The following is a 22,393-nucleotide window of genomic DNA, read 5'->3' on the forward strand; positions in this document are numbered from 1 at the left end:
TCGTCGCTGATCGATCAGCCTCCAACCAGAATGGCCCAGCACCCGGTGCGTTCCAGCACCGGCTGCAACGCCGCGCGATCGCCGGCATCGAGCGCGGCAAACTTCTCGCGCAACTGCTGCAGGCACTTGACCTGATATTTGAACGGCGCCAGTGCATAGGGCAGTCCCCAGACATTGATCTCGAGCCGCTCGAGGCCCTTCGCAAACGCATCCGCATTGGCGGCCAGGAACGGTAGATAAAGTTCGCCGGCGATCCGCAGCAGCGCCTCGGCGAACCCGCCAAGCGCCTGCTCACGCCGATACCAGTCGCCCTCGACACCTGACGCATCGTCGAGCCGCCGCACCCAGTGATCGCTGAACGGCGCACGCTCGCGCATGATCCGCATCGGGGTCGGGTCGGTCGCCATCTCGCTGAGTTGGCCGAACCAGGCGAAATCCGCCAGCGACGGCCGGCTGCCGAACAGATAGCTCTTCATGCCGACATGCGGCTCGAACGCCGCAAGCGTGCGCCGGTAGCTCTCCTCCAGCAGCGGCCTGTTCTCATCCGTCGCGCCGAGAATGACCATGCGCGAAATCTGCCGCTGCCGGAACTCTTCGATCTCCTCGCGGCTGCCGGCCTCGGCCTCCGATGTCGACCACTCCTCGCCGGCCCAGCGCGAGACATAGGCCTGATCTTCCGGATCCCACCAGCGATAAAGAAACAGCGGCTTCACCGCCCATTCGTCGGCGAGGTCCTCAAGCAGGTCGCAGACGAATGCGACCGCCTTGTCCTCCGGGATCACCGAGCGTCCCTGGTGGCGCACTTCCAGATCATAGGCCAGCGTCGTGGTCTCGCCGCGGTAGCTGCCGTCGGGATATTGCAGCACCGGGATCAGCATCGGCTTCAGATGCGCGGTCGCCTCGCGCAGCGCCTTGGTCATGATCACCCAATCGTGCGGAATCCGCCGGTAGCGCATCAGCGCGCGCAACTTGATCGCATAGGGCGAGGCGGTCGAGCCGATCAGGCGATAGCGTTCCCCTGTCATGACGATGGCTCCAAAAACGCCGGTTTGCCGTACGGATAGAACTGCGCGAGATCGACGTTCTTGTACGGCAGCTTGTCCAGCCGCGTCGTGCCGAGGAACGGCTCGTCGGGTTCGACCACGAGGATCGTCTTGGCAAATCCATTGTCGTCGAAGCCGCGCCGGAAATGGACCCGAGACTTGATCGCCATCACGTCGAAGGCGCCGATGTCGGGCACCAGCGCCTTCAGCGAGAACGGCTCCATAACCTGCACCAGATAGGTGGACAGGATCAGCACATTGTTGCGGCCGAAGCGCACGCAGACCCAGAACTGGCCATAGCCCTCGCCCGCCGCCGAAACCGTGCCCTGAATCCAAACCGGATCGCCCGCCAACTCGTCAGCGCGGCCGCCGATCTCCATGTCGAAGGCATCGCCGGCCTTGGCGCCGGCGGCCTTCAGGCTTGCGGTCGCCCTGGCGTCGGTAATGGTCGCGATCACGGTGTTGGCGAGGTCCTGCGCGATGATCTCACGCAGCAGCCAGGTCGCCGACCCCGACCGGTCGCTGTGATCGGCCAGCACCACCGGTGTGTTGCCAGCGGCGACGGCCTGCTTGGCCAGCGCAACACCCTCGGTGATGCCGTACAGCCTGGTCGATTGCAGCAAGGCTTCGCGCAGCCGCCAGATCGTGCCGGCGAGATCGCGCGCGACCTGCTCGGCGAGCTTTGGATTGTCGTTGGTCAGAACCTGCACGGTCATGCCGACATCGGGAACGTCGGCGAACGGGAAGCCGAAGAAGATGTTGACGTAGACGTCGACCTCGCGCGCCTCCCAGATCAGCGCGCGCTGCACGAGGTCCATCCACGGACGCGCCCCGGTCCATTGCAGCACAGTGGGCGAGATCACAGGAACCTTGATCGTCCTGTGCGCCGGCTTGTAGTCGCCGCGGATCGCTCGCACCAGCATGCGCGCTGCGCGTTCACCCTGCAGATGCGCGTCATAATGCGGGAAATATTTGACAGCGAACGCCATGTCCGCCTGCTCGAGGAACGCCTCATCCTCGTTGCCGTGAGGATCGAACGTCGCCGCAATGAAGGCGGAGCGGCCGACCACGTCGCGGACCTGCCGCGCCAGATCGGCTTCGGGACGCGGCACGCCGCGCACGGCCATCGCGCCATGCAGGCACAGATAGACGCCGTCGAACGGTCCCTCCTCCTTCAATCCGGCGATCATCTTGCCGGTGAAGGTGCGATAGGCTTCCTCGGTGATCCAGCCGGATCCGGTGTAGGTCTTCGGCCAGAGCGGGGATTCGATGCCGACCAGCTCGACCTCGGAGAACTCGCGCGCCACCTGCACGAAGCCGCCCATATAGTTCTTGGGATCGAACTGCAGCAGCGCCTCGCCCCTGGCCGGCGAGCCCGGATAGATGAAGTCGTCGAGCGTGGTCTCGTTCGGCAGGAACGAGACGGTTTCGTGGGAGAAATGCAGGACGGCGATACGTATCTTGCGATCGCTCATTTGGTGCGCCTCGGCTGTTTTCCGCATTGTGGCATTGAACGCGCGGCGCGCCAATCCGCATTCGGTTTTTGCCCGCCAGACCTGCAAATACGCAGGCGCAGCGCAGCTTGCCGCCGCGCGGATTCTGCTATGGTCCGCCGCAACGATCGGGCCGCGGCCCCGCAGATTTCTCAAGGAGAGAGCGCCATAAATCCCCCCGTCAGCTCGCCCGCGATCAAGGTCGTCAAATCGGTTCGCGAGCAGGTGAGCGCCGAGGAGTGGCAGGCCCGCGTCGATCTTGCCGCCTGTTATCGGCTGACGGCGATGTACGGCATGACCGAGATGATCGCGAACCACATCTCCTGCCGCGTGCCCGGCACCACCGACCAGTTCCTGATCAATGCCTACGGCATGCTGTATGAGGAGATCGACGCCTCCAGCCTGATCAAGGTCGACGTCGAGGGCAACACGCTGCTCAACGCGACCGACTACGACGTCAATGTGGCCGGCTTCGTCATTCACAGCGCCATCCACATGGCCAAGCACGACATGGATTGCGTCGCGCACACCCACACCCCGGCCGGCATGGCGGTCTCGGCGATGGAATGCGGCCTGCTGCCGCTGGCACAGACCTCGATGCGCTTCCTGCACATCGCCTATCACGACTTCGAGGGCATCGCCGACAATGTCGACGAGCGCGAACGCCTGGTCCGCGACCTCGGCGACAACGAGGCGATGATCCTGCGCAACCATGGCCTCTTGGTCGTCGGCCGCACCGTGCCAGCCGCCTTCAACGTGCTGTTCCGCCTTGAGCGCGCCTGCCAGACCCAGGTGATGGCGCTGTCCTGCAACACCAAGCTGATCTATCCGCCGCAAAATATCCTCGAAGACACCTATGAGCGGATGCTGCCGAAGCCCGGCCGCGCCGCCCGCAACGGCGAACTCGCCTGGCCCGCGCTGCTGCGCAAGCTCGACCGGGCAGATCCGTCGTATCGGGATTGAGAGCGAAAGCCGGCGCAGGCTTTCTCCATTCGTCGTCCCGGCCTTCGCCGGGACGACACTGAGTGTGTTGCGCTGTCAGTGCTCATAGCTTCGCATTCTCGCGACATGAATCGTCCGAGCTTTGCTCTTCGTCTCGCCCTCTTGCTTGCAGAGGGCGCAGGGAAAGCCGGGTGCCGATCGCACCCATGGGCCCCGAGCAATGGGTAGAAAGCTCGGGGGTAGGACCACAGGTGTAACCGGAAACAACCCGGCTTTCCCTGCGCGATGGGTTACGGCTTACTTCGTGCTCTCCCCGGCGAGACTGGGCTTGTTTGTCACCGCCTTCGCAAAACGCATTCGCATTTCGCGACGAGACACCTGCCGCTAGGGCGTCAGAACCACACGACTTCACCGTCCGCTTCATGCGCACTCGTCAGTTGCGCAATCGGCGTCCACCGCATCTCGACCCACGTTCGTGACGACCGCGAAGCGCCCCTCAATCGGGTGAGACGGGCGGAATTGGATCACTGATTTGCCCGACGACGGAAGCGGGATTTTGCCCGTCGGGGTGATTTGTCGCAGCCATCGTGCGGTGGGCACGGAGCGTCGCGCCGCTCAGCTTCCGAGCTGAATGGTGCGCTCCAGCGCCGCGGCGAAGCCGTTAAGGGGGACGTTAAAGACGACGGCCTGCCCGTTGCTGATGTTCTGCGCGGCAACGGTGAGCGTTTTGGCCTTGCTGATAGTGTCGGTCACGACCGTGGGAAAGGATACCGGCAGCAAGCAACCTTGCGCCGTGCAGGTGGAAAAGCGTGTCTGCTCCAGATCCCTGCCGTCCAGCCTGAGGACGGCGCCGGCGTCGAACTTCAGCCCGAACGGCATCAATATGTTGCCTTCGGCCTTTCCGTCCCTGGGAATCAGTTCGATGGCGAAGATTTGCTGATTGGTCTCCTTGGCGAGTTGTGTCTGTCCGAGGGTACACAGCTTGGCCCCGCCGTCGAGCTGGCATTTGACGATCCAGTCTCCGTAGGTTTCGCTGATCGCGGAAGCACCCTTGGGAATCTGGACGGCGCGGACAACGCCATCCATCGCGGACGTCTGGCTCCGCGTATCGATCTGCATGGAGACGGTGCTCCCACTGGCATCCGAAGCATCGGGAGTTCGGGCGGCTTGCGCCGAACCGACGCCGGCCATGACGACGAGAGCGACGATCGCCCGAAGACGCCTGTCTGCTGCGCTGACCATCACCATTGCATTCGCTCCGCCTCGTTACGTCCCGAAACCGGTCTGCCTTTTCGTCGGCATATTCGTGGGTATATTTCCCACGTATCCGAGATACAGCTACTTGGAGAACCGCTGATATGCAAGAGTTGATCGCCGCCGGCGTGATTGTCGCGATTTGTTGCGTTCTGCGGCGGGTATTTCTGGGCGATTGCACGTGAAGCCATGTCCTCGAACAAGGCCGCGAACAAGCAACAACGCAAATGGTAGTCCGGCGCCTCCACCTTGCTCCCGTGATTTGCCCGCGGGGCGCGTTTTCAACTAAGCTCGCCGGATGGACATGCTCGTCAAGCTCTACGCCCTGCCCAATTCGCGGCCCGCCTACGATCGATTGCTCAAGGCCGGAATTGTCATGCGCCGCGCGCTCGCCCCGGAAAAGCACAGGGTTGTGGCCTGGGTGCGGGAGACATTCAGCGAGGCGTGGGCCAGCGAAACCGAGGTCGCGTTCAGCCGCCAACCGGTCTCCTGCTTCATCGCGATCCAGCAAAAGAAGATCCTCGGATTCGCCTGCCACGACGCGGCCTGTCGCAACTTCTTCGGTCCGACCGGCGTCGCGCCGAAGGCGCAGCAGGGCGGAATCGGCAAGGCGCTGCTGTTCGCCTGCCTCGAGGACATGAAGCACCAGGGCTTCGGCTACGCGATCATCGGCGGCGTCGGGCCGGCGGAATTCTATACGAAAGCTGTCGGCGCGGTGGCCATCGAAGGCTCCGCGCCGGGAATCTATCGAGGATTGCTGTAGCTGTGCCGCAGGTCCATTTTCCCGGTCTTGTCGCGCTACGAGACAGACTGACAATGTCTGCGTTCACGGAGATCGGGTAACCCAAGGATGGCTGGCGGGTTGAAAATCACGACCGGCATCATCGCCGCGGTGCTGGTCATTGCAGCGGTGGCTCAGGTGCGCAGCGTGCTCGCCCCGCTTGCGGCCGCTCTGTTCATCATCGCGATCGTCTGGCCCGTTCAGCAACGGCTGCAGTCGTGGCTGCCGAAACTGCTCGCGCTCGCCATTACCATCGTTGTTACGGTTGCCACCTGCATCGCGTTTGCCTCGCTGGCAGGATGGGGGTTCGGCCGCGTCGGGCGCTCCTTGATCGCGGATGCGGCGCGGTATCAGGCCTTCTACGATGCCGCGGTGATCTGGCTCGACGGCCATGGCGTCTCGTTCGCCGGCGTCTGGGCGGAGCATTTCAATGTCGGCTGGCTGTTGCGCACCACGCAATACGTCACGGGCCGCGTCAACACCACATTGAGTTTCTGGCTCATCGCGCTGGTCTATGTCGTGCTGGGACTTCTCGAGGTCGAGGACGCTGGTCGACGAATCCAGCGGTTGGAGAATCCCACAGCTGCGCGCGTCCTGCTCAAGGGCAGCAAAGCGACGGCCGCCAAGTTTCGCAAATATATGCTGGTGCGGACGCAGATGAGCGCGGTCACGGGTCTCCTGGTCGGCCTGTTCGCCGCTGTAACCGGGTTGCCATTCGCATTCGAATGGGGCGTGATCGCCTTTGTCCTCAACTACGTTCCTTTCATCGGCCCTTTCATCGCGACGCTGTTCCCCACGCTGCTGGCCATGACGCAGTTCGAGAGCTGGCCCGCGGTGTTTGGCGTGTTCGCCTGTCTCAACGTCATCCAGTTCGTGGTAGGCAGCTATGTCGAACCGCGGGTGGCCGGCTCGACATTGTCGATCTCGCCGTTTCTGGTGCTGTTTGCAATCTTCTTCTGGAGCTCGCTTTGGGGCCTGTTCGGGACCTTCATCGGTGTGCCGATCACGCTCGCTATTCTGACCTTCTGTGCCGAGAGTCCGTCGGCCGCATGGATAGCCGATCTGTGTGGCGGATCGCACCAAGACAAGCCGGAAGCGTCCTAGCCTGCGGCAATCTCAACCCGCTCGGGCTCGGCGAGGCAGAGCTTCCGGTCCGGGCCGACCATCATTTTGTGGATATAGAAATAGCTGGCTGCATCGTCGGCCCCCATCACCGGCGACGGGGCCGAGACGATCCTCGACGCACCACATGTACCGATCCAATCGATATGCCTGTGACCGTGCATCACCACCGAGCGATCGGAAAACCTTTGCAACCTGCGTACAAACCAGCTGCCGTTGATCAAGGCTGTCCCAATGCGCTCGGCAAATGTCTTCACCGGCATGGGATATTCCATCACGTGATGATGTAACGCGATGGTCCAGCATGCCGTCGGAAAATGACGGATCGCAGCCTCCAACCGCCGCGTTTGCGCTTCCGAAACCAAACCGAGCGCGTTGGTGAAGGAGAAGTGGGTTTCGGCGTTGGAGTTGAGAATGGCGATCCCGAGGCCACCGTCCTGGTCCGGCGGCAGGATCATTGGGAATTGATCATCGAACAGGCCGCGGAGTGCCGCTGCGCGGCGCACGCCCCCGTGCTGCGCAAACTGTGTTATCCGATCACGATAAGGGGCCAGCGCCTGGTTCAGCGTGGCCGACGGTTTGCCGGAACCGTCAATGACGCGCACGCGATCGCCCTGGACGGCCGCGATCGCCGACAGGGCACGCATCTGCCGTAACCGCTTGCCAGGGCTGAACGGCAGGTCGAGGCGCGCGGGATTGGCACGATCCACGACGTTAACGTCATGATTGCCCGGAAGCATGATGATGCGTGCTGCGAGCTCGGGATGACCTGCCAATGCATCGAGAAATTCCGCCCATTCGCCGGGCCGGCCGGCGTCCGTCATATCGCCGCTGATCAGCACATGGTCGAGCGGATCAACGGTGTGAATTTCGGCAAGGCGAGCCAACACGCGATTGAAGTGTTCGTTTCCCCGCGGACCGGCGGTCCCGCTTTCGATGCGGAAGCCGTACCGCTCGCCGACCACGTGAAGATCGGATAGATGTGCAAGGCGCCAGCAGCGGCCTCCGGACGGCGTCGCGTCGAATCCGGCCAGGTCGGCCGGTTGTTCCATACTGGCATCGGCCACGCTCCAGGCCAGTGACGCGACCGCAAGATAGCAGGACACCAGCACCACGGCGTTCGCGAACGTCGGCAACACCAGACGATGGATCAGAACAAGGTCATTGACGGTCGCAGCCCATTGCGAGGCAGGCCAGACCAGGGCCGCGATCAATGCCGCCCCCGCGGAGAGCAGTATGCCGGCGCCGATCGAGCAACCGCGGCGCAGCCTCGTGCGAGAGGCAGGAGTTGCGCCGGTGCGCCAAAGCAGCTCCGCCAGATGGCCCAGTGCCTCGCGCGTGAAGGCATAACTCGGTTGAACCGCGAGCGCGTTCAGCGACCAGAAGCTTGTTTCCGCGATTTGAAGCAGCGGTCGCCCGCCGAGCCATCCCAACGCCGCGATCGCAATCAGCGCCAGCACGGCGCCCACTTCGGACAGGGCAAGAGCGTGTTGCGAAACGCTCGAAATCCAGGCGGATGCGACCAGTGGCGCAAGGCCGAGCAGCACGCCCGGAAGCAGAAGCGAAACCGTCCAGGCGAACAACAGTTTCGCCGGGCTTATCTCAACCAGAAGGCTACCCAAGATCGCGAACAACGAACGCTGTTCCGGGCTGGCGGCATTGTCCTCAAAGTCGCCGTGGCGGGGATCAAGCAGCACGCCGACGTCCTCCGTTACACGGCGCATTCTGTCACAAACCGCTTCAGACCAACATACGCGTCAGCCTTAGCGCAGCTTCCCGAAGAACTCGCGCACCTCGCCGATGAACAGCTCGGGTTGCTCGAACGCCGAGAAATGTCCGCCTTTCGGCATCTCGCTCCAGTGCTGGATGTTGGTGAAGTTTGTCTCCATCCATTTGCGGACCGGCGTGACGATCTCCTTGGGGAACACGGCAACGCCGGTCGGCACGCTCACCTTGTGCGGGGTTCGCTTGCCCGGCCCAAAACTTTCCCAATAGAGCCGCGCCGACGACGCAGCGGTCGCGGTGACCCAGTACAGCATGACGTTGTCGAGCAGTTCGTCGCGGCCGAGGATGTTTTCCGGATGGCCGTTGCAGTCGGTCCAGGCCCAGAATTTTTCCAGGATCCAGGCCGCCTGCCCGCTCGGCGAATCCGTGAGGCCATAGCCGAGCGTCTGCGGGCGCGTCGACTGCTGCTTGGAGTAGCCGGAATCCCAGTCGGCATAATATTTGATGCCGTTGAGTGCCCTCGTCTCCTCCGGCGTCGGCTGCCCCTCGACATTGGGCCGGGTCGACATCGCAAGCGTGATGTGGATGCCGGCGCAGTGCGCCGCATCCTGTCCGCCGATCGCAGTCGTGACCGCGGAGCCCAGTCGCCGCCTTGCGCGAAATAGCTGGCGTAGCCGAGCCGCTGCATCAGGACGGCCCAGGATTTGGCGATGCGGTCGACGCCCCAGCCGGTGGTCTTCGGCTTGGCGGAGAAGCCGAAGCCCGGCAGCGACGGACAGATCACGTGGAAGGCATCGGCAGGATTGCCGCCATGCGCGGCGGGATCGGTGAGCGGCGCGATCACCTTCTGGAACTCAACGATCGAGCCCGGCCAGCCATGGGTGATGATCAGCGGCAGCGCGGACCGCTCCTTCGAGCGCACATGGATGAAATGAATGTCGAGCCCGTCGATCTCGGTGGTGAACTGGCTGAAGCGGTTGAGCCGCGCCTCGCGCTGCTGCCAGTCATAGGTCTCGGCCCAATAATGGCAGACGTCCTTGATCCATTGCAGCGGCGCGCCCTGGCTCCAGTCGTCGACCAGCTCGGAATCCGGCCAGCGGGTCCGGCGCAGCCGACTACGCAGATCCTCGAGGACATCGTCGCTGACGGCGATGCGGAACGGGCTGATGGCGGTCATGGCGTCTCCCCGGGGATGCTGAACTTTCGGGGAAGATAGGCTCGCGAAGCCTGCCGATCAAATCCGCAGCCGTAATTTGCGGCGCCTCTCTCCGTCGTCTGCACAAACCCTGCACGACAAAGTCCATCACGGCCGCCGCCATCTTGTTAAGAGAGGCGGCGATGGCTCGGCGTGAATCGCGCACGATCGAGGCACGCATATCGCATCTCACGGAGATTCCTCTGGCACTCTATCTGACGAGCATCCTGAACGCGCAAGACGTTCTGTTGAAGCTGGGATTGCCGCTGATCATCATGTTCTCAGCGGGGTGGATCATCATCCGGCGATGGATGCTGATGCCCGGCATCGCTGCGTCAGGATTTTCGCCGGCCGCATCGGCGGCCCTGTTCGCCCCCGTTCTCCTCGTCATCTACTTCTGCTTGCTGCAATCCAGCATGCAGGACGGCATTGCCGCGCATGCGGAGCTCGTCATTTTATACGGCGCGATTTTCGCACCGACATTTCTTCTGCTCGTTCCGTTCGGGGTCGCTTCCCTGATCCGGATGCGCCGGCAAGGCAAGCCGCTCGGCAATGGGCTGCTGTGTATCGCATTTGCTGCCTGGCCGATCCTGCAGGTGGCGTGGATGTGTCTGCTGTTCGGCGAGTGGGAATAGCTTGCCGGGCTATTTGCCGATCGCCGCCTCGAGCAGTGCCTGGGCCTGCCTGGTGGCCGCGGCGAAGGCCGGCTGTTGCGGCGCGCGCTCGGTGAAGCAGCGCTTGAACGCATCCTCGCCCTGTTGGTGCAGGTCGCCGAGCTTGTCATAGGCCTGCCTGCTGATCTGCTTGCGCTCGAGCTTCTCGGCCGCCGCATCGGCCTTCTTGTTGTAGTCGGTGCGGATCGCGGTGCAGGCCGGCACTTGCACCGCCGGCTCGATCTCGGCATAGGCGACATACATCTTGCCGCCGGCGAGCGCCGACACGAACACCTCGTCGGCCCTGTCGGGGAACGAATCCTGGGTGCGGCCGGCCAGGAAGCCGTAAGCCAGGGTGGCCGACGCCGGCTTGGCGATCGGCAAGTCGTCGAAATTGACCACCGCAGCATCGGTCGAGATCGCCTGGGTGTAGAGACCCTCGAACTTCAGGGCGGCATCGACCTGCTGCGGCAGGTTCTTGCTGCCCTTGTCCCACCAGGTCTTGTGTTCGTGCAGCCAGCGCGTGAACAGAGAACTCGGTGGTGACGATGATATGGGCTTTCGGCTCGACGAAGCTGCCGTCGGCACGCTTTTCTCCGATCTTTGCCCCGTCCCTGCCGGTGTCGGCATCGAAGCGCAGGCCGTCCAGCATGCCGAACCCCATATCGCCTTTATATAGAGTGTCGAGGTTGAGCTGGGCGGGAGCAAAGCCCGGCCGGGCGGGCTGGGACAGGATGGCCGTCAGCTGCCCCTTCAGCTCGTCGCGCGCGGCCGCCTCGGCCTTGTCGACGGCCTCATTGATCTTGTTGTCGTTCGACAGCTTGGCGAATTTGGCGATCGCGGCGTCACGCGCGGCGATATAGCGGTCTTCCGGCGATGCGGCGCGAGCCGGCGAAAGCAGCAGGATCGGGGAAAGGACGAGGGCAAAGCGGAAAATAAAATGCATGCCCTGTGGTCGTCCGCAGGGCATGCAAGGTTCAAGGTCACGGGTACTACCAGCATATCCCTCGCCGGCAGACCCTCTGCCGGCGCAGGATCTCGTCAAGGCGAGTCGGTCAGGCCGCCTTTGGCACGGTGCCGTCGTCAGGCCGCCTTGGACTTCGCCACGTGGGTGGCGATCGCGTCCATCAACGGCGGCGACAGGCAATCATAGGGCTCGAGTCCAAGCTCCTTGAGCCGCGACCTGATCCCGGCCATATCGGCCGGCTTGACGCCGGACTCGATCACCGACGACACGAAGGCGGCAAATCCGGGCGCTGCCGAGCCGGACTCCTGGAACAACTCGGGATGGATGAAATCGAGGCCATAGAACGGATGGCCCTTGTTCTCGATCCGGCCGTACATGTGGGTGCCGCATCCGGTGCAGGCATGGCGCTGGATCACCGCCGCCGCATCGACGATCTGGAGCTTGTCGCCGTTCTCGAGCACGGTGACGTTCTGGCGCGGCACCACGGCGACGACGGAGAAGTTCGCGCCCTGCGGCTTCCAGCACTTGGTGCAGCCGCAGGCGTGGTTGTGGGCGACGTCGCCCTTGATGCCGACCTTGACCGGATGGTCCGTGCATTTGCAGACCAGCGTGCCGCCGGCGAAGTTGCCGCTGCCTTGCTTGATGCCGTTGTCGATCGACGGGTGGATATGAACAGTCATTGACCTATCCTCCTAGTGCTTGGTGTTTTGATTTCAGAATACGACGACTGAACGGATGGATTTGCCCTCGTGCATGAGATCGAAGCCTTTGTTGATCTCTTCGAGCTTGAGCACGTGGGTGATCATCGGATCGATCTGGATCTTTCCGTTCATGTACCAGTCGACGATCTTCGGCACGTCGGTGCGGCCGCGCGCGCCGCCGAAGGCGGTGCCGCGCCAGTTGCGTCCGGTGACGAGCTGGAACGGGCGGGTGGCGATCTCCTTGCCGGATTCGGCAACGCCGATGATGATCGAGGTGCCCCAGCCGCGATGGCAGGCTTCCAGCGCCTGTCGCATCACCGTGGTGTTGCCGGTGCAATCGAACGTGTAGTCGGCGCCGCCATCGGTGAGGCCGACGAGATGCTGGACGATGTCGCCGCCCACCTTGGTCGGATTGACGAAATGCGTCATGCCGAACTGCTTGCCCCAGGCTTCCTTGGCGTCGTTGATGTCGACGCCGATGATCTTGTCGGCGCCGGCCATCTTGGCGCCCTGGATCACGTTGAGGCCGATGCCCCCGAGGCCGAACACGACCACGTTGGAGCCCGGCGTGACCTTCGCGGTGTTGACGACGGCGCCGACGCCGGTGGTGACGCCGCAGCCGATGTAGCAGCTCTTGTCGAAGGGGGCGTCCTCGCGGATCTTGGCGACCGCGATCTCGGGCAGCACGGTGAAGTTCGAGAAGGTCGAGCAGCCCATGTAGTGGTAGACCGGCTTGCCCTTGTAGGAAAAGCGGCTGGTGCCGTCGGGCATCACACCCTTGCCCTGCGTCGCGCGGATCGCGGTGCAGAGATTGGTCTTCTGGCTGAGGCAGCTTTTGCACTGCCGGCATTCCGGCGTGTAGAGCGGGATGACGTGGTCGCCCGGCTTCACCGAGGTCACGCCAGGGCCGATCTCGCGGATGATGCCCGCACCCTCATGCCCCAGGATCGACGGGAAGATGCCCTCGCTGTCGAAGCCGTCGAGCGTGTAGGCGTCGGTATGGCAGATGCCCGTGGCCTTGATCTCGACCAGGACCTCGCCGGCCTTTGGGCCTTCCAGATCGACTTCGACGATTTCGAGCGGCTTCTTGGCCTCGAAGGCGACGGCGGCGCGTGTTTTCATCTTGGTCTCCACAAAACGTCAAACAGGTTTCTCGTTCGCACCGGACGGGCTCACTTCTTGTCGTTGTAGCCCATGCAGGCGTCTTCCGCCTTTCCATAGGCTTCCGATTTGTCTTCGTGCTTGGCCGGCCGAACACGCCCAACCGCGTCGTTGGCGCGGGCGCGCAGATAGACGTACAGGTCGTCCATGTAGCAGGCGACGTTCGGGTTGTCGCCGAAAGCAGGCATGACGTTCTCCTGCGCGGTCGAGATGTTCTTGCGGCCGCTCGCGACCACGCCCATGAAATCCGCGTAGCTCATGGTCTTCAGCGAATTCGCCAGCGCCGGAGCATAGGTCGATCCCATGCCGTCGGGGCCGTGGCAGACATGGCACTCCGAATGATAGCGGCGATAGCCGGAGTAGGTGTACCAGTCCGTCGTGCCGTCGGCCGTAACCTTGAACGTCGGGTTTCCATCCTTGTCGAGATACTTGCCGTCCTCGGACTTGACGGCGGTCGGGTCGCCAGCGTCCTCGGCGGAGGCAACTCCACCCATTGCCACGACAAAGATCGCAGCACTCACAAACCAGATCTTACGCAAAAGCATATCCTCGCGTGCAGATTGAAGACGGACCGGCGCATGGAGATCGCTCCATGCGCCGGAACGAGGTTGCTCAGCTCACTGCTGCGGCAGCGAGAACACGGTCAGCGTACCGCCGAGTGCCGTGTAGTTGCTGAGGGCCGCGTAGCCGCCGACTGCGCCGAGACCTGCGGTCGGATCGGTCAGACCTGCCGCCAGGCCGATGCCGGCCCAGCCACCGACGCCGGAGAGCACGGCAACGTACTGCTTGCCATTGTTCTCATAGGTGGTGACGTTGCCGATGATGCCGGAGGGAGTCTTGAACTTGTAGAGCTCCTTGCCGGACTTGGCGTCGACCGCCTTCAGGTAGCCTTCGAGCGTGCCGTAGAACACCACGCCGCCTGCCGTTGCGAGCGCACCCGACCAGACCGAGAACTGCTCCTTGTTCGACCAGACGATCTTGCCGGTCTTGTTGTCCCAGGCGATGAAGTTGCCCATGTGGGTTTCACCCGGGGGCGGGTACATCGAGAGCGTCGCGCCCACATAGGGCTGGCCCGCGGTGTAGCTCACCTTGAACGGCTCGTAGTCCATGCAGACGTGGTTGGTCGGGACGTAGAACAGCTGCGTGTCCGGCGAGTAGGCTGCCGGCTGCTCGTCCTTGGTGCCGAGCGCGGCCGGGCAGATGCCCTTCGCGTTGACGTCCTCGCCGGCCTTGTCGGTCGACGCGGCATCGAGAACCTTCGGACGGCCGTAGGTCGGCGAGTTCTTGTCCATGTCGACGCCGCTGGTCCAGTTCACCTTCGGGTCGTACTTCTCGGCGACCAGCAGCTCGCCGGTCTCGCGGTCCATGGTGTAGGCGAGGCCGTTGCGGTCGAAGTGCGTCAGCAGCTTGCGGGGCTGACCGTTGATCTGCTGATCGGTGAGGATCATTTCGTTGACGCCGTCATAGTCCCACTCGTCATGGGGCGTCATCTGGTAGACCCACTTCGCCATGCCGGTGTCGGCATCGCGCGCGAAGATCGTCATCGACCACTTGTTGTCGCCGGGACGCTGCTTCGGGTTCCAGGTCGAGGGATTGCCCGACCCGTAATAGACGAGGTTCAGAGCGGGATCGTAGGAGATCCAGCCCCAGGTGCAGCCGCCGCCGATCTTCCACTGGTCGCCCTGCCAGGTCTTCAAGCTCGAATCCTTGCCGATCGGCTTGCCAAGCTCGGTGGTCTTGTCGTCGACCAGGAGCTGGTCATCCGGGCCTTCCGAGAAGCCGCGCCAAACCTGCTTGCCGGTCTTGATGTCGTAAGCGGTCACATGAGCCTGCACGCCGAACTCGCCGCCGGAGATGCCGACCATGACCTTGTCCTTGACGACCAGAGGCGCGGAGGTGCCGGTCGAGCCCTTGCTGGGATCGCCGTTCTTCACCGTCCATTCGACCTGACCGGTCTTGGCGTCGAGCGCGACGAGGTTGGTGTCGGCCTGATGCAGGATGATCTTGCCGTCCCCGTAGGACAGGCCGCGATTGACCGTGTCGCAGCACATCACCGGGATGACGTTCGGATCCTGCTTCGGTTCGTACCTCCAGACGATCTTGTTCTCGTTGGAAAGGTCAATGGCGTAGACCTTGTTCGGGAACGGCGTGTGGACGTACATCATGTTGCCGATGATCAGCGGGCCGCCTTCATGGCCGCGCAGCACGCCGGTCGAGAAGGTCCAGGCGACCTGGAGCTTGCCGACGTTCTGAGCGTTGATCTGGTTCAGTTTGGAATAGCGGGTGTTGGCATAGTCACCCGCCGGCATCACCCAGTCCTTCGGGTTCTGCGACATCTTGAGGAGTTCGTCATTGGCGTTGGCCGCTCCGGCGGCAAATACCGCCATTGCCCCAAGACCGGTCGCGTAAAGCATCTTGCGCATCGTGGATTTCCTCCCAGGTTCAAGAGCTCAAGGGTTTCCGCCGAAACGGCCCCACTTCTTCCATTTTGGTGCCCCAGTCGTAGTCCTCTTGAAGCGCGCTGACTTGCCCAAAAGAGAAGAGCCGTTTGCTCAAAAGCGAAGCTTCGTCAGATTTTTGTCGCCCGGCCCTGAATTGGCTGGAAAGCTTGCTTCATGTTGCAGGGCATCAATCGCGGCCGGCGCGATCCGGATGCCAGATTGACGCGTGCTAAGGTTGCGCTTGACGAGCCCAGAACTAAGTCGGAGGATCACCCGACATTAACCGGGAAGAAATCCCGCCGCCTCCCTAAGCTATTCAGAATCAGGGAGAAGGCGCATCATCCCGGGCCAGACTTAAGCTCGGTGAGCAGTCACGTGGGGATCGAATCGGTGGCTGGAAAGATGTCCGATACAGTCCATTCTCTCAGCACGAACGGATTGACGCCCAAGCGGCAAATTCAGCGCTGGTCGGATGCGCTCACTGACCTTTGCGGCCAGTTCGACGTCGATGCGCTGGAAGGATCCTCGCTCGAAGCCCGGGTCAATTTCACGACGGTATCGCGCCTGAAGCTGTGTCAGATCGAGGCAAGCCAGCACCGGATCGCGCATACCATCTCGCGGATCAAGCTGAGCGAGCACCCCTACATCAAGATCGTGTTCCAGACCCACGGCGTCTCGCATTTCGAGCAGGACGGCCTGCACTTCGACATCATGCCGGGCGACTGCTTCGCCTATGACGTGTCGTGTCCGCACACCATCATCAGCCCGTCGCTGACGCGGCACGAGGTTGTCATCGTGCCGAAGGACCTGCTCAAGGAGCGCGGCTTCCAGCTCTCCAAGATGGCACCGTGCAAGCTGTCGGCGCGCAACGGCACCGGCCGCATCGCCTATGATTTCGTCCATGCCGCCTTCGGCGAGGCACCGACGCTGACGCCGGTCAACGCCGTCGGCGTGGCTGATGCGCTGATCGACTTGCTGCTGTTGCCGCTGCGCGAGACCGGCGCGATGTTCGATCGCGGCAGCGCCGAGGCTACCTATGTACGGGCCCAGGGCTTCATCCGCGAGCACTTGCGCGATCCGGATCTGTGCATCGACCAGATCTCGGCCGAGCTCGGCTGCTCCAAGCGCTACCTGCACATGCTGTTCTCGGAGCGCGGCACCACGGTCAGCGACTACATCTGGCAGGCGCGGTTGCAGAACTGCCGCCAGGAGCTCGAGGCCCACGCCGGCAAGACCATCACCGACGTCGCGTTCTCGTGGGGCTTCTCCAGCTCATCGCATTTCAGCCGGGTGTTCCGGAAATACTTCGGCATCGCGCCCTCCTCCGTCCACAAGGGCCTGCACGGCGGCATGCCGGCCGATGTGGTGCTGGAATAGCGGTTCCGTCCGACGTGCAGGCGTTGCGCCATGCCGTCCGCCAACAGACTTTCTCCAATCAAGTTGTCCTCAACCAGGCTGTCCTCGATCAAGGTTTGGGCACGCAACCTCAAACGGGACAGCGTTGCGCTGTATCTCGCATCGCATGATCCGCGCGTGCCCTGGTATGCCAAGGCCCTTGCCGTCGCCGTCGCGGCCTATGCGCTGTCTCCCATCGATCTGATCCCGGATTTCATTCCGGTGATCGGCTATCTCGATGATCTGATCCTGCTGCCGCTCGGCATCTGGCTTGCGATCTCGCTCGTGCCGGACGAGGTGATGGCGGAATGCCGTGCCAAGGCCGGCGCCGTCTTGCAGCGTCCGACCAGCCGGGCGGGAATGATCGCGATCGTCGTACTCTGGATTGCCGGCGCAGTGGCGCTGGCTTGGGCGGCTTTCAGATATTGGCAACAGCCAATCGTCTAGGACTGTGCGGCCTTTGGCACGAGCGCCTCGACCGTCACGCCATCATCGCTGGAATTGATGTTAAGCGTGCCGCCAAGCGCGAGGATCCGCTCCTGCATCCCGGTCAAACCGCGGCCAAGCCTGTGATCCCTCAGCAGGCCGCGGCCATTGTCGCGAACCCGCACGAGCGCGCAGTCGCGGCTGCCGCGTAGGCCGGCCTGCCGGTCCGCCGGTTCGATCGTGATATCGACCGCTGTCGCGCCGGCATGGCGGAACACGTTGGTGAGCGCCTCCTGGACGATGCGATAGATCGTGAGGTCGGCCATCTCGCCGGTGCCGCCGAGCGCCGGCGAGATGCGGCTCTCGATCTCCACCTCCGGGTGCGTTTCGCTCCATAGCCGCACCAGCGCGCCGAGCGCTTCCGCCAGCCCGAGCTCGGCCAGTCCGGCCGGCCGCAATCGCTCCAGGATCCGGCGCGTGAACTGCTGGAGCGCGTTGACCTGCTCGAGGATGGCATTGCCGTGCTTGCGCAAGGCCGCAGGGTCCGGCTTTTCGACTTCCGACAGCCGGGTCAGCGCACCGGCATGCGCGCGCAGGGCAAACAGATAGGGCCCGAACTCATCGTGCAACTCGCGCGCGATCTCCTTGCGCTCGGAATCCTGCAGCGAGACCGCGCGCTCCGCGAGCTGCCGCTTGCCCTCCACGGCATCGCCAAGGGTCACCGCCAAATGGTTCAGTTTGGCACAGATCGCGGCCAATTCCGGCGATCCGCCGGGCTCGACGCGTGCGTCGTAGTCCCCGGCCTCGATGCCGGTCATGGCTTGCGACAGTGCCTCCAGCGGCGCCAGCGCGCGGCCGACCACCAGCATGGTGACCAGAAGCAGCGCGAGCGCGATCACCGAGCCGACCTCGAGCTGGGTCACGATGCCGTCCCAGATCTCGGCGATCTCGTCATCGGGATGCGAGGTGATCAATAGCGAGCCGGGCTTGCCCTGGATCGAGACCGGCACGCTGACCGCGGTCTGCTCGGGATGAACCAGGGCGACGAACCACTGCGGCGGAGCGCGCGGATCGCCGGCGCCCTCGGGGCGGTCAGGAGATTTTGCGGTCGCGCCATCCTGCCGCGTGATGCTGACGTGACGCAACCGGCTCAGGTCGTGGACGATCTGATCGAGCCGCGCATCGGGATCCGGCGCCTCGTCGAGACCGGCCACGATCGTCGCAACGAATTCACGCGCAAGGCGGATCACGCTCTGGTCCTCGGCCTGCACGCGCGGCCCGGCTTCCAGCACGAGCCGCGCAATATTGATGCCGAGGCCAAGCGCCAGGATCAGCGCCAGCAGCAGGTTGATCCGCGCGCGCAAAGATAGCTTTTGCCACATGACGTTGCCCCCGACCGCGATCCCTCCTCCGAGAGGATCGTTGACAGCCAAATTTGCCTGGCTATCTAATCGCACCCTATCGCAATCCCGCACGAGGTGCACAACCGGTCGGAACCGACCCGTCCTTCGCGCAAACCGACGTGATGATGAGTGAATCGAAGCAGGTCGCCGGAACAACGCCATGCGCATTCTGATCGTTGATGATCATCCCATCGTTGCCTCCGGTTGCCGCACCGTGTTCGCCGACGACCCCGAGATCACGCTGCTGGAAGCGGCGGATGCCGAAAGCGGCGAACGGACGTTCGTTGCGGAGAAGCCCGATCTCTGCGTGATCGACATCAACCTGCCGACGGTTTCCGGCTTCGAGTTGGCGCGCCGCATCCTGACGCATGATGCATCTGCGCGCCTCATCATGTTCAGCATGAACGACGACCCGGTGTTCGCCGCCCGCGCCATCGACATCGGCGCCAAGGGTTACGTTTCGAAGACCGGCGATCCCAACGATCTGGTGGAAGCGGTGCGCGAGGTCGGCAATGGCGGCGTCTATCTGCCGCCGGCGATCGCGCGCAACGTGGCGTTTGCGCGGCCGGGCTTTGCGCAAAATCCGCTCTCCAAGCTCACCTCGCGCGAGATGGAGATCCTGCGGCTGCTCAGCGCCGGCAAGAGCCTGTCCGAGATCGCCTGGCTGGTGCAATCGTCCTACAAGACGGTTGCCAATACCTCGTCCATCATGCGCCAGAAGCTCGGGGTGAAAACCTCCGTCGAGCTGGTGCGGCTGGCGATCGACAGCGGCGTCGCCTGACGCAGCGCTCCAACCAAAAGGAATACGACAATGCAGACGGTTTCCCAGAACAAGTCGCATGGCGGCACGCAAGGCGTCTATCGGCATCCAAGCCGCGAGACCAAGACCGACATGACCTTCTCGGTGTTCGTCCCTGAGCATGCGGCCGGCACCAAGCTGCCCGTCGTCACCTATCTGTCGGGCCTGACCTGCACGCATGCCAATGTCACCGAGAAGGGCGAATTCCGCAAAGCCTGCGCCGAGCTCGGCCTGATCTTCGTCGCGCCGGACACCAGCCCGCGCGGCGAAGGCGTCCCCGGCGATCCCGCCAACTCATACGATTTCGAACTCGGCGCCGGCTTCTACGTCGATGCGACGGAGCAGCCGTTCGCGACCAATTACCGGATGTGGAGCTACGTCACCGAGGAATTGCCCAAGCTGATCGCCGCGCAGTTCCCGGTCGACACGACGCGGCAGTCGATCCTCGGTCACTCGATGGGCGGCCACGGTGCGCTGACGGTTGCGCTGCGCAACCCACACCGGTTTCGCGCGGCAAGCGCTTTCGCGCCGATCGTGGCGCCTTCGCAGGTGCCCTGGGGCATCAAGGCGCTCGGCGGGTATCTCGGCAGCAACAAGCAGGCGTGGCGCAAGCACGACGCCGTTGCCCTGATCGAGGACGGTGCCCGCTTCTCAGATCTGCTGGTCGACTACGGCGATGCCGACGGCTTTCTCACCGAGCAGTTGCGGCCCGAATTGCTGAAGGCCGCCTGCGAGAAGGCCAACATCCCCCTCACCCTGCGCCGTCAGCCGGGCTACGACCACAGCTACTACTTCATCTCGACCTTCATGGCCGATCATCTGCGCTGGCACGCGGCACGGCTAAAGGCTTGAGCGTCACGCAGTCTGTTCATCCCGTCATCCCGAGGAGGCCGCGAAGCGGCCGTCTCGAAGGATGCACGGCCCGAATTTCAACGTGTGGCTGTAACCGGGCCGATTCATCCTTCGAGGCTCGCCCAGCGGCGCAAATGCGCCGCAAGGCTCGCACCTCAGGATGACGGAGGTCCATTCGTGCGCGCAGGCTATCGCGTCTGCGGCGCGCCGTAGTTCGGCGCGAGCAGGCGGTTGCGCACGAGGTAGTCGGTGGCACGCGACCAGGATTCGTCGGTGTTGCCGCGCATGTCGGCGCTCGCCGCTGCCAGCAATTGCCCGCTATGCACGTCGCGCAGATAGAGATTGATGTTGAGGATGAGGTTGGAGACCTTCTGCACCACGCCCGTCATCACGAGATCAGCGCCCAGTTCGCCGGCCAGCTTCACATCGCAGCCGCCGCAGGCCTGAAGATTGCTGCCATGCGCCGCGGCATTGACCGGCGCGATGTCGAGCACGCGGAACTTGCCGGAGTCCGCGAGCTCCTTGCGCACCTGGTCGCCGACCCGGAGCAGCCGCGCCTGCTCATCACTGCGTGGCCCGCTCACTTCCCCCTGCAGGCTGGTGTCGATCATCTCGAGGTCGAACACCGCGAGCTTGGGCGGCTCGGCGCGCGCCACCGCCGCAGACACCACCAGCAAAGAAACGGCGAAGGCAAACGCTGATCTCATGATTGTGAACCAATCGTAATTTGTAACGTCGCAACAACAAAAAGCGGGGTTGCAAGCTAGGCCAATTCCGGCATCTTGCAAGCCAACGGCACGGAGGCCGGATTTCCGCGCGCCATGTCGAGTGAAAAAAGACTGCGGGAGGAGTTATGTTGCGATGGCTGATCGGCACGATCGCGCTCAGCATGGTAGCGACCGGCGCGCTGGCGGCTGATCCCGTCGAGGTTCATATCGGCTATCTCGGCATCGCCGGCACCAGATCGACGCTGTCGCTGGTCGAGCAGCCGGCCGAAAATGACGGCGTTGCCGGTGCGCGCCTCGCCATCGAAGACAACAACACCACCGGGAAATTCCTCAACCAGCGCTTTGTGCTCGACGAGGTCAAGGTCAAGGACAGCGATGATGTCGCCAAGGTCGCGACCGACCTCGCCGGCCGCAACGACTATATCATCACCGACCTGCCCGCCGATGCCCTGCTCAAGGTCGCCGACGTGCTGCGCGACCGCGGCACGCTGCTGTTCAACGTCGGCGCCATCGACGAGCGGCTGCGCGAGGCCGATTGCCGCGCCAACGTCATCCATACCGCCCCTACCCGGGCAATGCTCGCCGACGCGCTCGGGCAATACCTGGTGTGGAAGCAGTGGAAGCGCTGGCTGCTCGTGGTCGGCTCCCATGACGAGGACAAGCTGTTCGCCGATGCGCTCCGGCGCACCGCCACGCGGTTCGGCGCCAAGATCGTGCAGGAGCGCACCTTCGAAGACAAAGGCGGTGCACGCCGTACCGATAGCGGCGTGACACTGATACAGCGCCAGATGCCTGTCTTCACTCAGCAGGCGCCGGCCTATGACGTGCTGGTCGCCGCCGACGAGAGCGAGGTGTTCGGCGCCTATTTGCCCTATCGCACCTGGGATGCGCGGCCCGTCGCGGGCTCGGCCGGACTGGTGCCGCGCAGCTGGGACGCCGCGCAGGACCAGTGGGGCGCGATCCAGATGCAGAACCGTTTCGTCAAGCTGAACATGCGCCGCATGACCGCGCTCGACATGCAGGCGTGGACCGCCGCGCGCATGATCGGGGAAGCCACATCCCGCACCAATTCGGGGGACCCCAAGAAGGTCATCGCCTTCCTCAAGGGCAAGGACTTCTCGGTCGCCGCGTTCAAGGGCACGCGGCTCACCTTGCGCGACTGGAACTTGCAGCTGCGCCAGCCGATCCTGCTGGTCGACGGCCGCATGGTGGTGTCGGTGTCGCCGCAGGAGGGATTCCTGCACCAGGTCTCCGAGCTAGACACGCTCGGAGTTGACCGGCCTGAAACGAAGTGCAAGCTGCAGTGAGGGAG

20 protein-coding genes and 1 pseudogene are annotated in these 22,393 nt (G+C 63.6%); 9 read left to right on the top strand and 12 right to left on the bottom strand.

Translation table 11 applies throughout. From position 1 onward, the window contains the following. Positions 1–14: 14 nt before the first annotated feature. Together RX327_RS27620 and RX327_RS27625 are read right to left on the bottom strand one after the other, a co-directional pair. On the bottom strand, positions 15–1,025 hold the full coding sequence (locus RX327_RS27620; protein WP_050383910.1) for a glutathione S-transferase N-terminal domain-containing protein: 1,011 nt from the start codon (positions 1,023–1,025) through the stop codon (positions 15–17). Then, positions 1,022–2,518, bottom strand: coding sequence for a M81 family metallopeptidase (locus RX327_RS27625; RefSeq protein WP_317247693.1), 1,497 nt, complete (start codon positions 2,516–2,518; stop codon positions 1,022–1,024). The genes RX327_RS27620 and RX327_RS27625 overlap by 4 nt, the downstream gene beginning before the upstream one ends. 129 nt (positions 2,519–2,647) lie before the next feature. Here RX327_RS27625 and RX327_RS27630 point away from each other — a divergent pair, with 129 nt between their 5' ends. Then, the gene (locus tag RX327_RS27630) at positions 2,648–3,499 is read left to right on the top strand and encodes a class II aldolase/adducin family protein (protein ID WP_317247694.1); all 852 of its coding nucleotides are present in this window, start codon (positions 2,648–2,650) and stop codon (positions 3,497–3,499) included. 594 nt (positions 3,500–4,093) lie between these two features. Here the strand turns inward: RX327_RS27630 and RX327_RS27635 are convergent. Continuing rightward, positions 4,094–4,726 carry an invasion associated locus B family protein gene (locus RX327_RS27635; protein WP_050383911.1) on the bottom strand — a complete coding sequence of 211 codons (633 nt, stop codon included), beginning with the start codon at positions 4,724–4,726 and terminating at the stop codon, positions 4,094–4,096. Between the two features lie 304 nt (positions 4,727–5,030). Here RX327_RS27635 and RX327_RS27640 point away from each other — a divergent pair, with 304 nt between their 5' ends. Both RX327_RS27640 and RX327_RS27645 read left to right on the top strand, forming a co-directional pair. Continuing rightward, the gene (locus RX327_RS27640; protein WP_317247695.1) at positions 5,031–5,495 is read left to right on the top strand and encodes a GNAT family N-acetyltransferase; all 465 of its coding nucleotides are present in this window, start codon (positions 5,031–5,033) and stop codon (positions 5,493–5,495) included. An 87-nt stretch (positions 5,496–5,582) separates the two neighbouring features. Next, entirely contained in the window at positions 5,583–6,617 is a 1,035-nt protein-coding gene (locus RX327_RS27645; protein ID WP_050383913.1) for an AI-2E family transporter, read from the top strand. On the opposite strand, the gene RX327_RS27650 is transcribed toward RX327_RS27645, so the two are convergent. Continuing rightward, positions 6,614–8,332 carry a metallophosphoesterase gene (locus RX327_RS27650; RefSeq protein ID WP_317247696.1) on the bottom strand — a complete coding sequence of 573 codons (1,719 nt, stop codon included), beginning with the start codon at positions 8,330–8,332 and terminating at the stop codon, positions 6,614–6,616. The genes RX327_RS27645 and RX327_RS27650 overlap by 4 nt on opposite strands. Before the next feature lie 66 nt (positions 8,333–8,398). Then, positions 8,399–9,537 (bottom strand): annotated as a pseudogene (locus RX327_RS27655) (epoxide hydrolase family protein). Between the two features lie 278 nt (positions 9,538–9,815). Between RX327_RS27655 and RX327_RS27660 the strand changes: the two are divergent. Continuing rightward, entirely contained in the window at positions 9,816–10,190 is a 375-nt protein-coding gene (locus RX327_RS27660) for a hypothetical protein (protein ID WP_317247697.1), read from the top strand. 9 nt (positions 10,191–10,199) lie between these two features. On the opposite strand, the gene RX327_RS27665 is transcribed toward RX327_RS27660, so the two are convergent. From RX327_RS27665 to xoxF5, 5 genes are all read right to left on the bottom strand, one after another. Further along, positions 10,200–10,796: a hypothetical protein gene (locus RX327_RS27665; protein WP_317247698.1), complete on the bottom strand. Its 597-nt coding sequence runs from the start codon at positions 10,794–10,796 to the stop codon at positions 10,200–10,202. A gap of 495 nt (positions 10,797–11,291) precedes the next feature. Beyond that, positions 11,292–11,855, bottom strand: coding sequence for an S-(hydroxymethyl)glutathione synthase (gene gfa / locus RX327_RS27670; protein WP_317247699.1), 564 nt, complete (start codon positions 11,853–11,855; stop codon positions 11,292–11,294). A 33-nt stretch (positions 11,856–11,888) separates the two neighbouring features. Continuing rightward, the gene (locus tag RX327_RS27675; RefSeq protein ID WP_317247700.1) at positions 11,889–12,998 is read right to left on the bottom strand and encodes an S-(hydroxymethyl)glutathione dehydrogenase/class III alcohol dehydrogenase; all 1,110 of its coding nucleotides are present in this window, start codon (positions 12,996–12,998) and stop codon (positions 11,889–11,891) included. Between the two features lie 50 nt (positions 12,999–13,048). Further along, positions 13,049–13,531: a c-type cytochrome, methanol metabolism-related gene (locus RX327_RS27680; RefSeq protein ID WP_317251337.1), complete on the bottom strand. Its 483-nt coding sequence runs from the start codon at positions 13,529–13,531 to the stop codon at positions 13,049–13,051. Between the two features lie 123 nt (positions 13,532–13,654). Continuing rightward, the gene (gene xoxF5 / locus RX327_RS27685) at positions 13,655–15,460 is read right to left on the bottom strand and encodes a lanthanide-dependent methanol dehydrogenase XoxF5 (RefSeq protein ID WP_317247701.1); all 1,806 of its coding nucleotides are present in this window, start codon (positions 15,458–15,460) and stop codon (positions 13,655–13,657) included. A gap of 420 nt (positions 15,461–15,880) precedes the next feature. Between xoxF5 and RX327_RS27690 the strand changes: the two genes are divergently transcribed. Together RX327_RS27690 and RX327_RS27695 are read left to right on the top strand one after the other, a co-directional pair. Continuing rightward, complete coding sequence (locus RX327_RS27690) at positions 15,881–16,855, top strand: helix-turn-helix domain-containing protein (RefSeq protein ID WP_317247702.1); 975 nt, start codon at positions 15,881–15,883, stop codon at positions 16,853–16,855. 30 nt (positions 16,856–16,885) lie between these two features. After that, positions 16,886–17,320, top strand: coding sequence for a YkvA family protein (locus RX327_RS27695; RefSeq protein WP_050383917.1), 435 nt, complete (start codon positions 16,886–16,888; stop codon positions 17,318–17,320). Here the strand turns inward: RX327_RS27695 and RX327_RS27700 are convergent. Next, a complete protein-coding gene (locus RX327_RS27700) occupies positions 17,317–18,681 on the bottom strand; it encodes a histidine kinase (RefSeq protein ID WP_317247703.1) in 1,365 nt (454 codons plus the stop codon). The genes RX327_RS27695 and RX327_RS27700 overlap by 4 nt on opposite strands. Positions 18,682–18,862: 181 nt before the next feature. On the opposite strand from RX327_RS27700, the gene RX327_RS27705 reads away from it, so the two are divergent. Both RX327_RS27705 and fghA read left to right on the top strand, forming a co-directional pair. Beyond that, positions 18,863–19,483 carry a response regulator transcription factor gene (locus tag RX327_RS27705; protein ID WP_317247704.1) on the top strand — a complete coding sequence of 207 codons (621 nt, stop codon included), beginning with the start codon at positions 18,863–18,865 and terminating at the stop codon, positions 19,481–19,483. A 30-nt stretch (positions 19,484–19,513) separates the two neighbouring features. Further along, on the top strand, positions 19,514–20,353 hold the full coding sequence (fghA, locus tag RX327_RS27710) for an S-formylglutathione hydrolase (RefSeq protein ID WP_317247705.1): 840 nt from the start codon (positions 19,514–19,516) through the stop codon (positions 20,351–20,353). A 188-nt stretch (positions 20,354–20,541) separates the two neighbouring features. Here the strand turns inward: fghA and RX327_RS27715 are convergent, their stop codons facing one another. Beyond that, complete coding sequence (locus RX327_RS27715) at positions 20,542–21,060, bottom strand: DUF3280 domain-containing protein (protein ID WP_152977484.1); 519 nt, start codon at positions 21,058–21,060, stop codon at positions 20,542–20,544. Between the two features lie 146 nt (positions 21,061–21,206). Between RX327_RS27715 and RX327_RS27720 the strand changes: the two genes are divergently transcribed. Further along, positions 21,207–22,388, top strand: a complete 1,182-nt coding sequence (locus tag RX327_RS27720) for an ABC transporter substrate-binding protein (protein ID WP_317247706.1) — start codon at positions 21,207–21,209, stop codon at positions 22,386–22,388. The last annotated feature ends 5 nt before the right edge of the window (positions 22,389–22,393 follow it).

It is taken from the genome of Bradyrhizobium sp. BEA-2-5, assembly GCF_032918025.1.
GTDB lineage: Bacteria > Pseudomonadota > Alphaproteobacteria > Rhizobiales > Xanthobacteraceae > Bradyrhizobium > Bradyrhizobium pachyrhizi.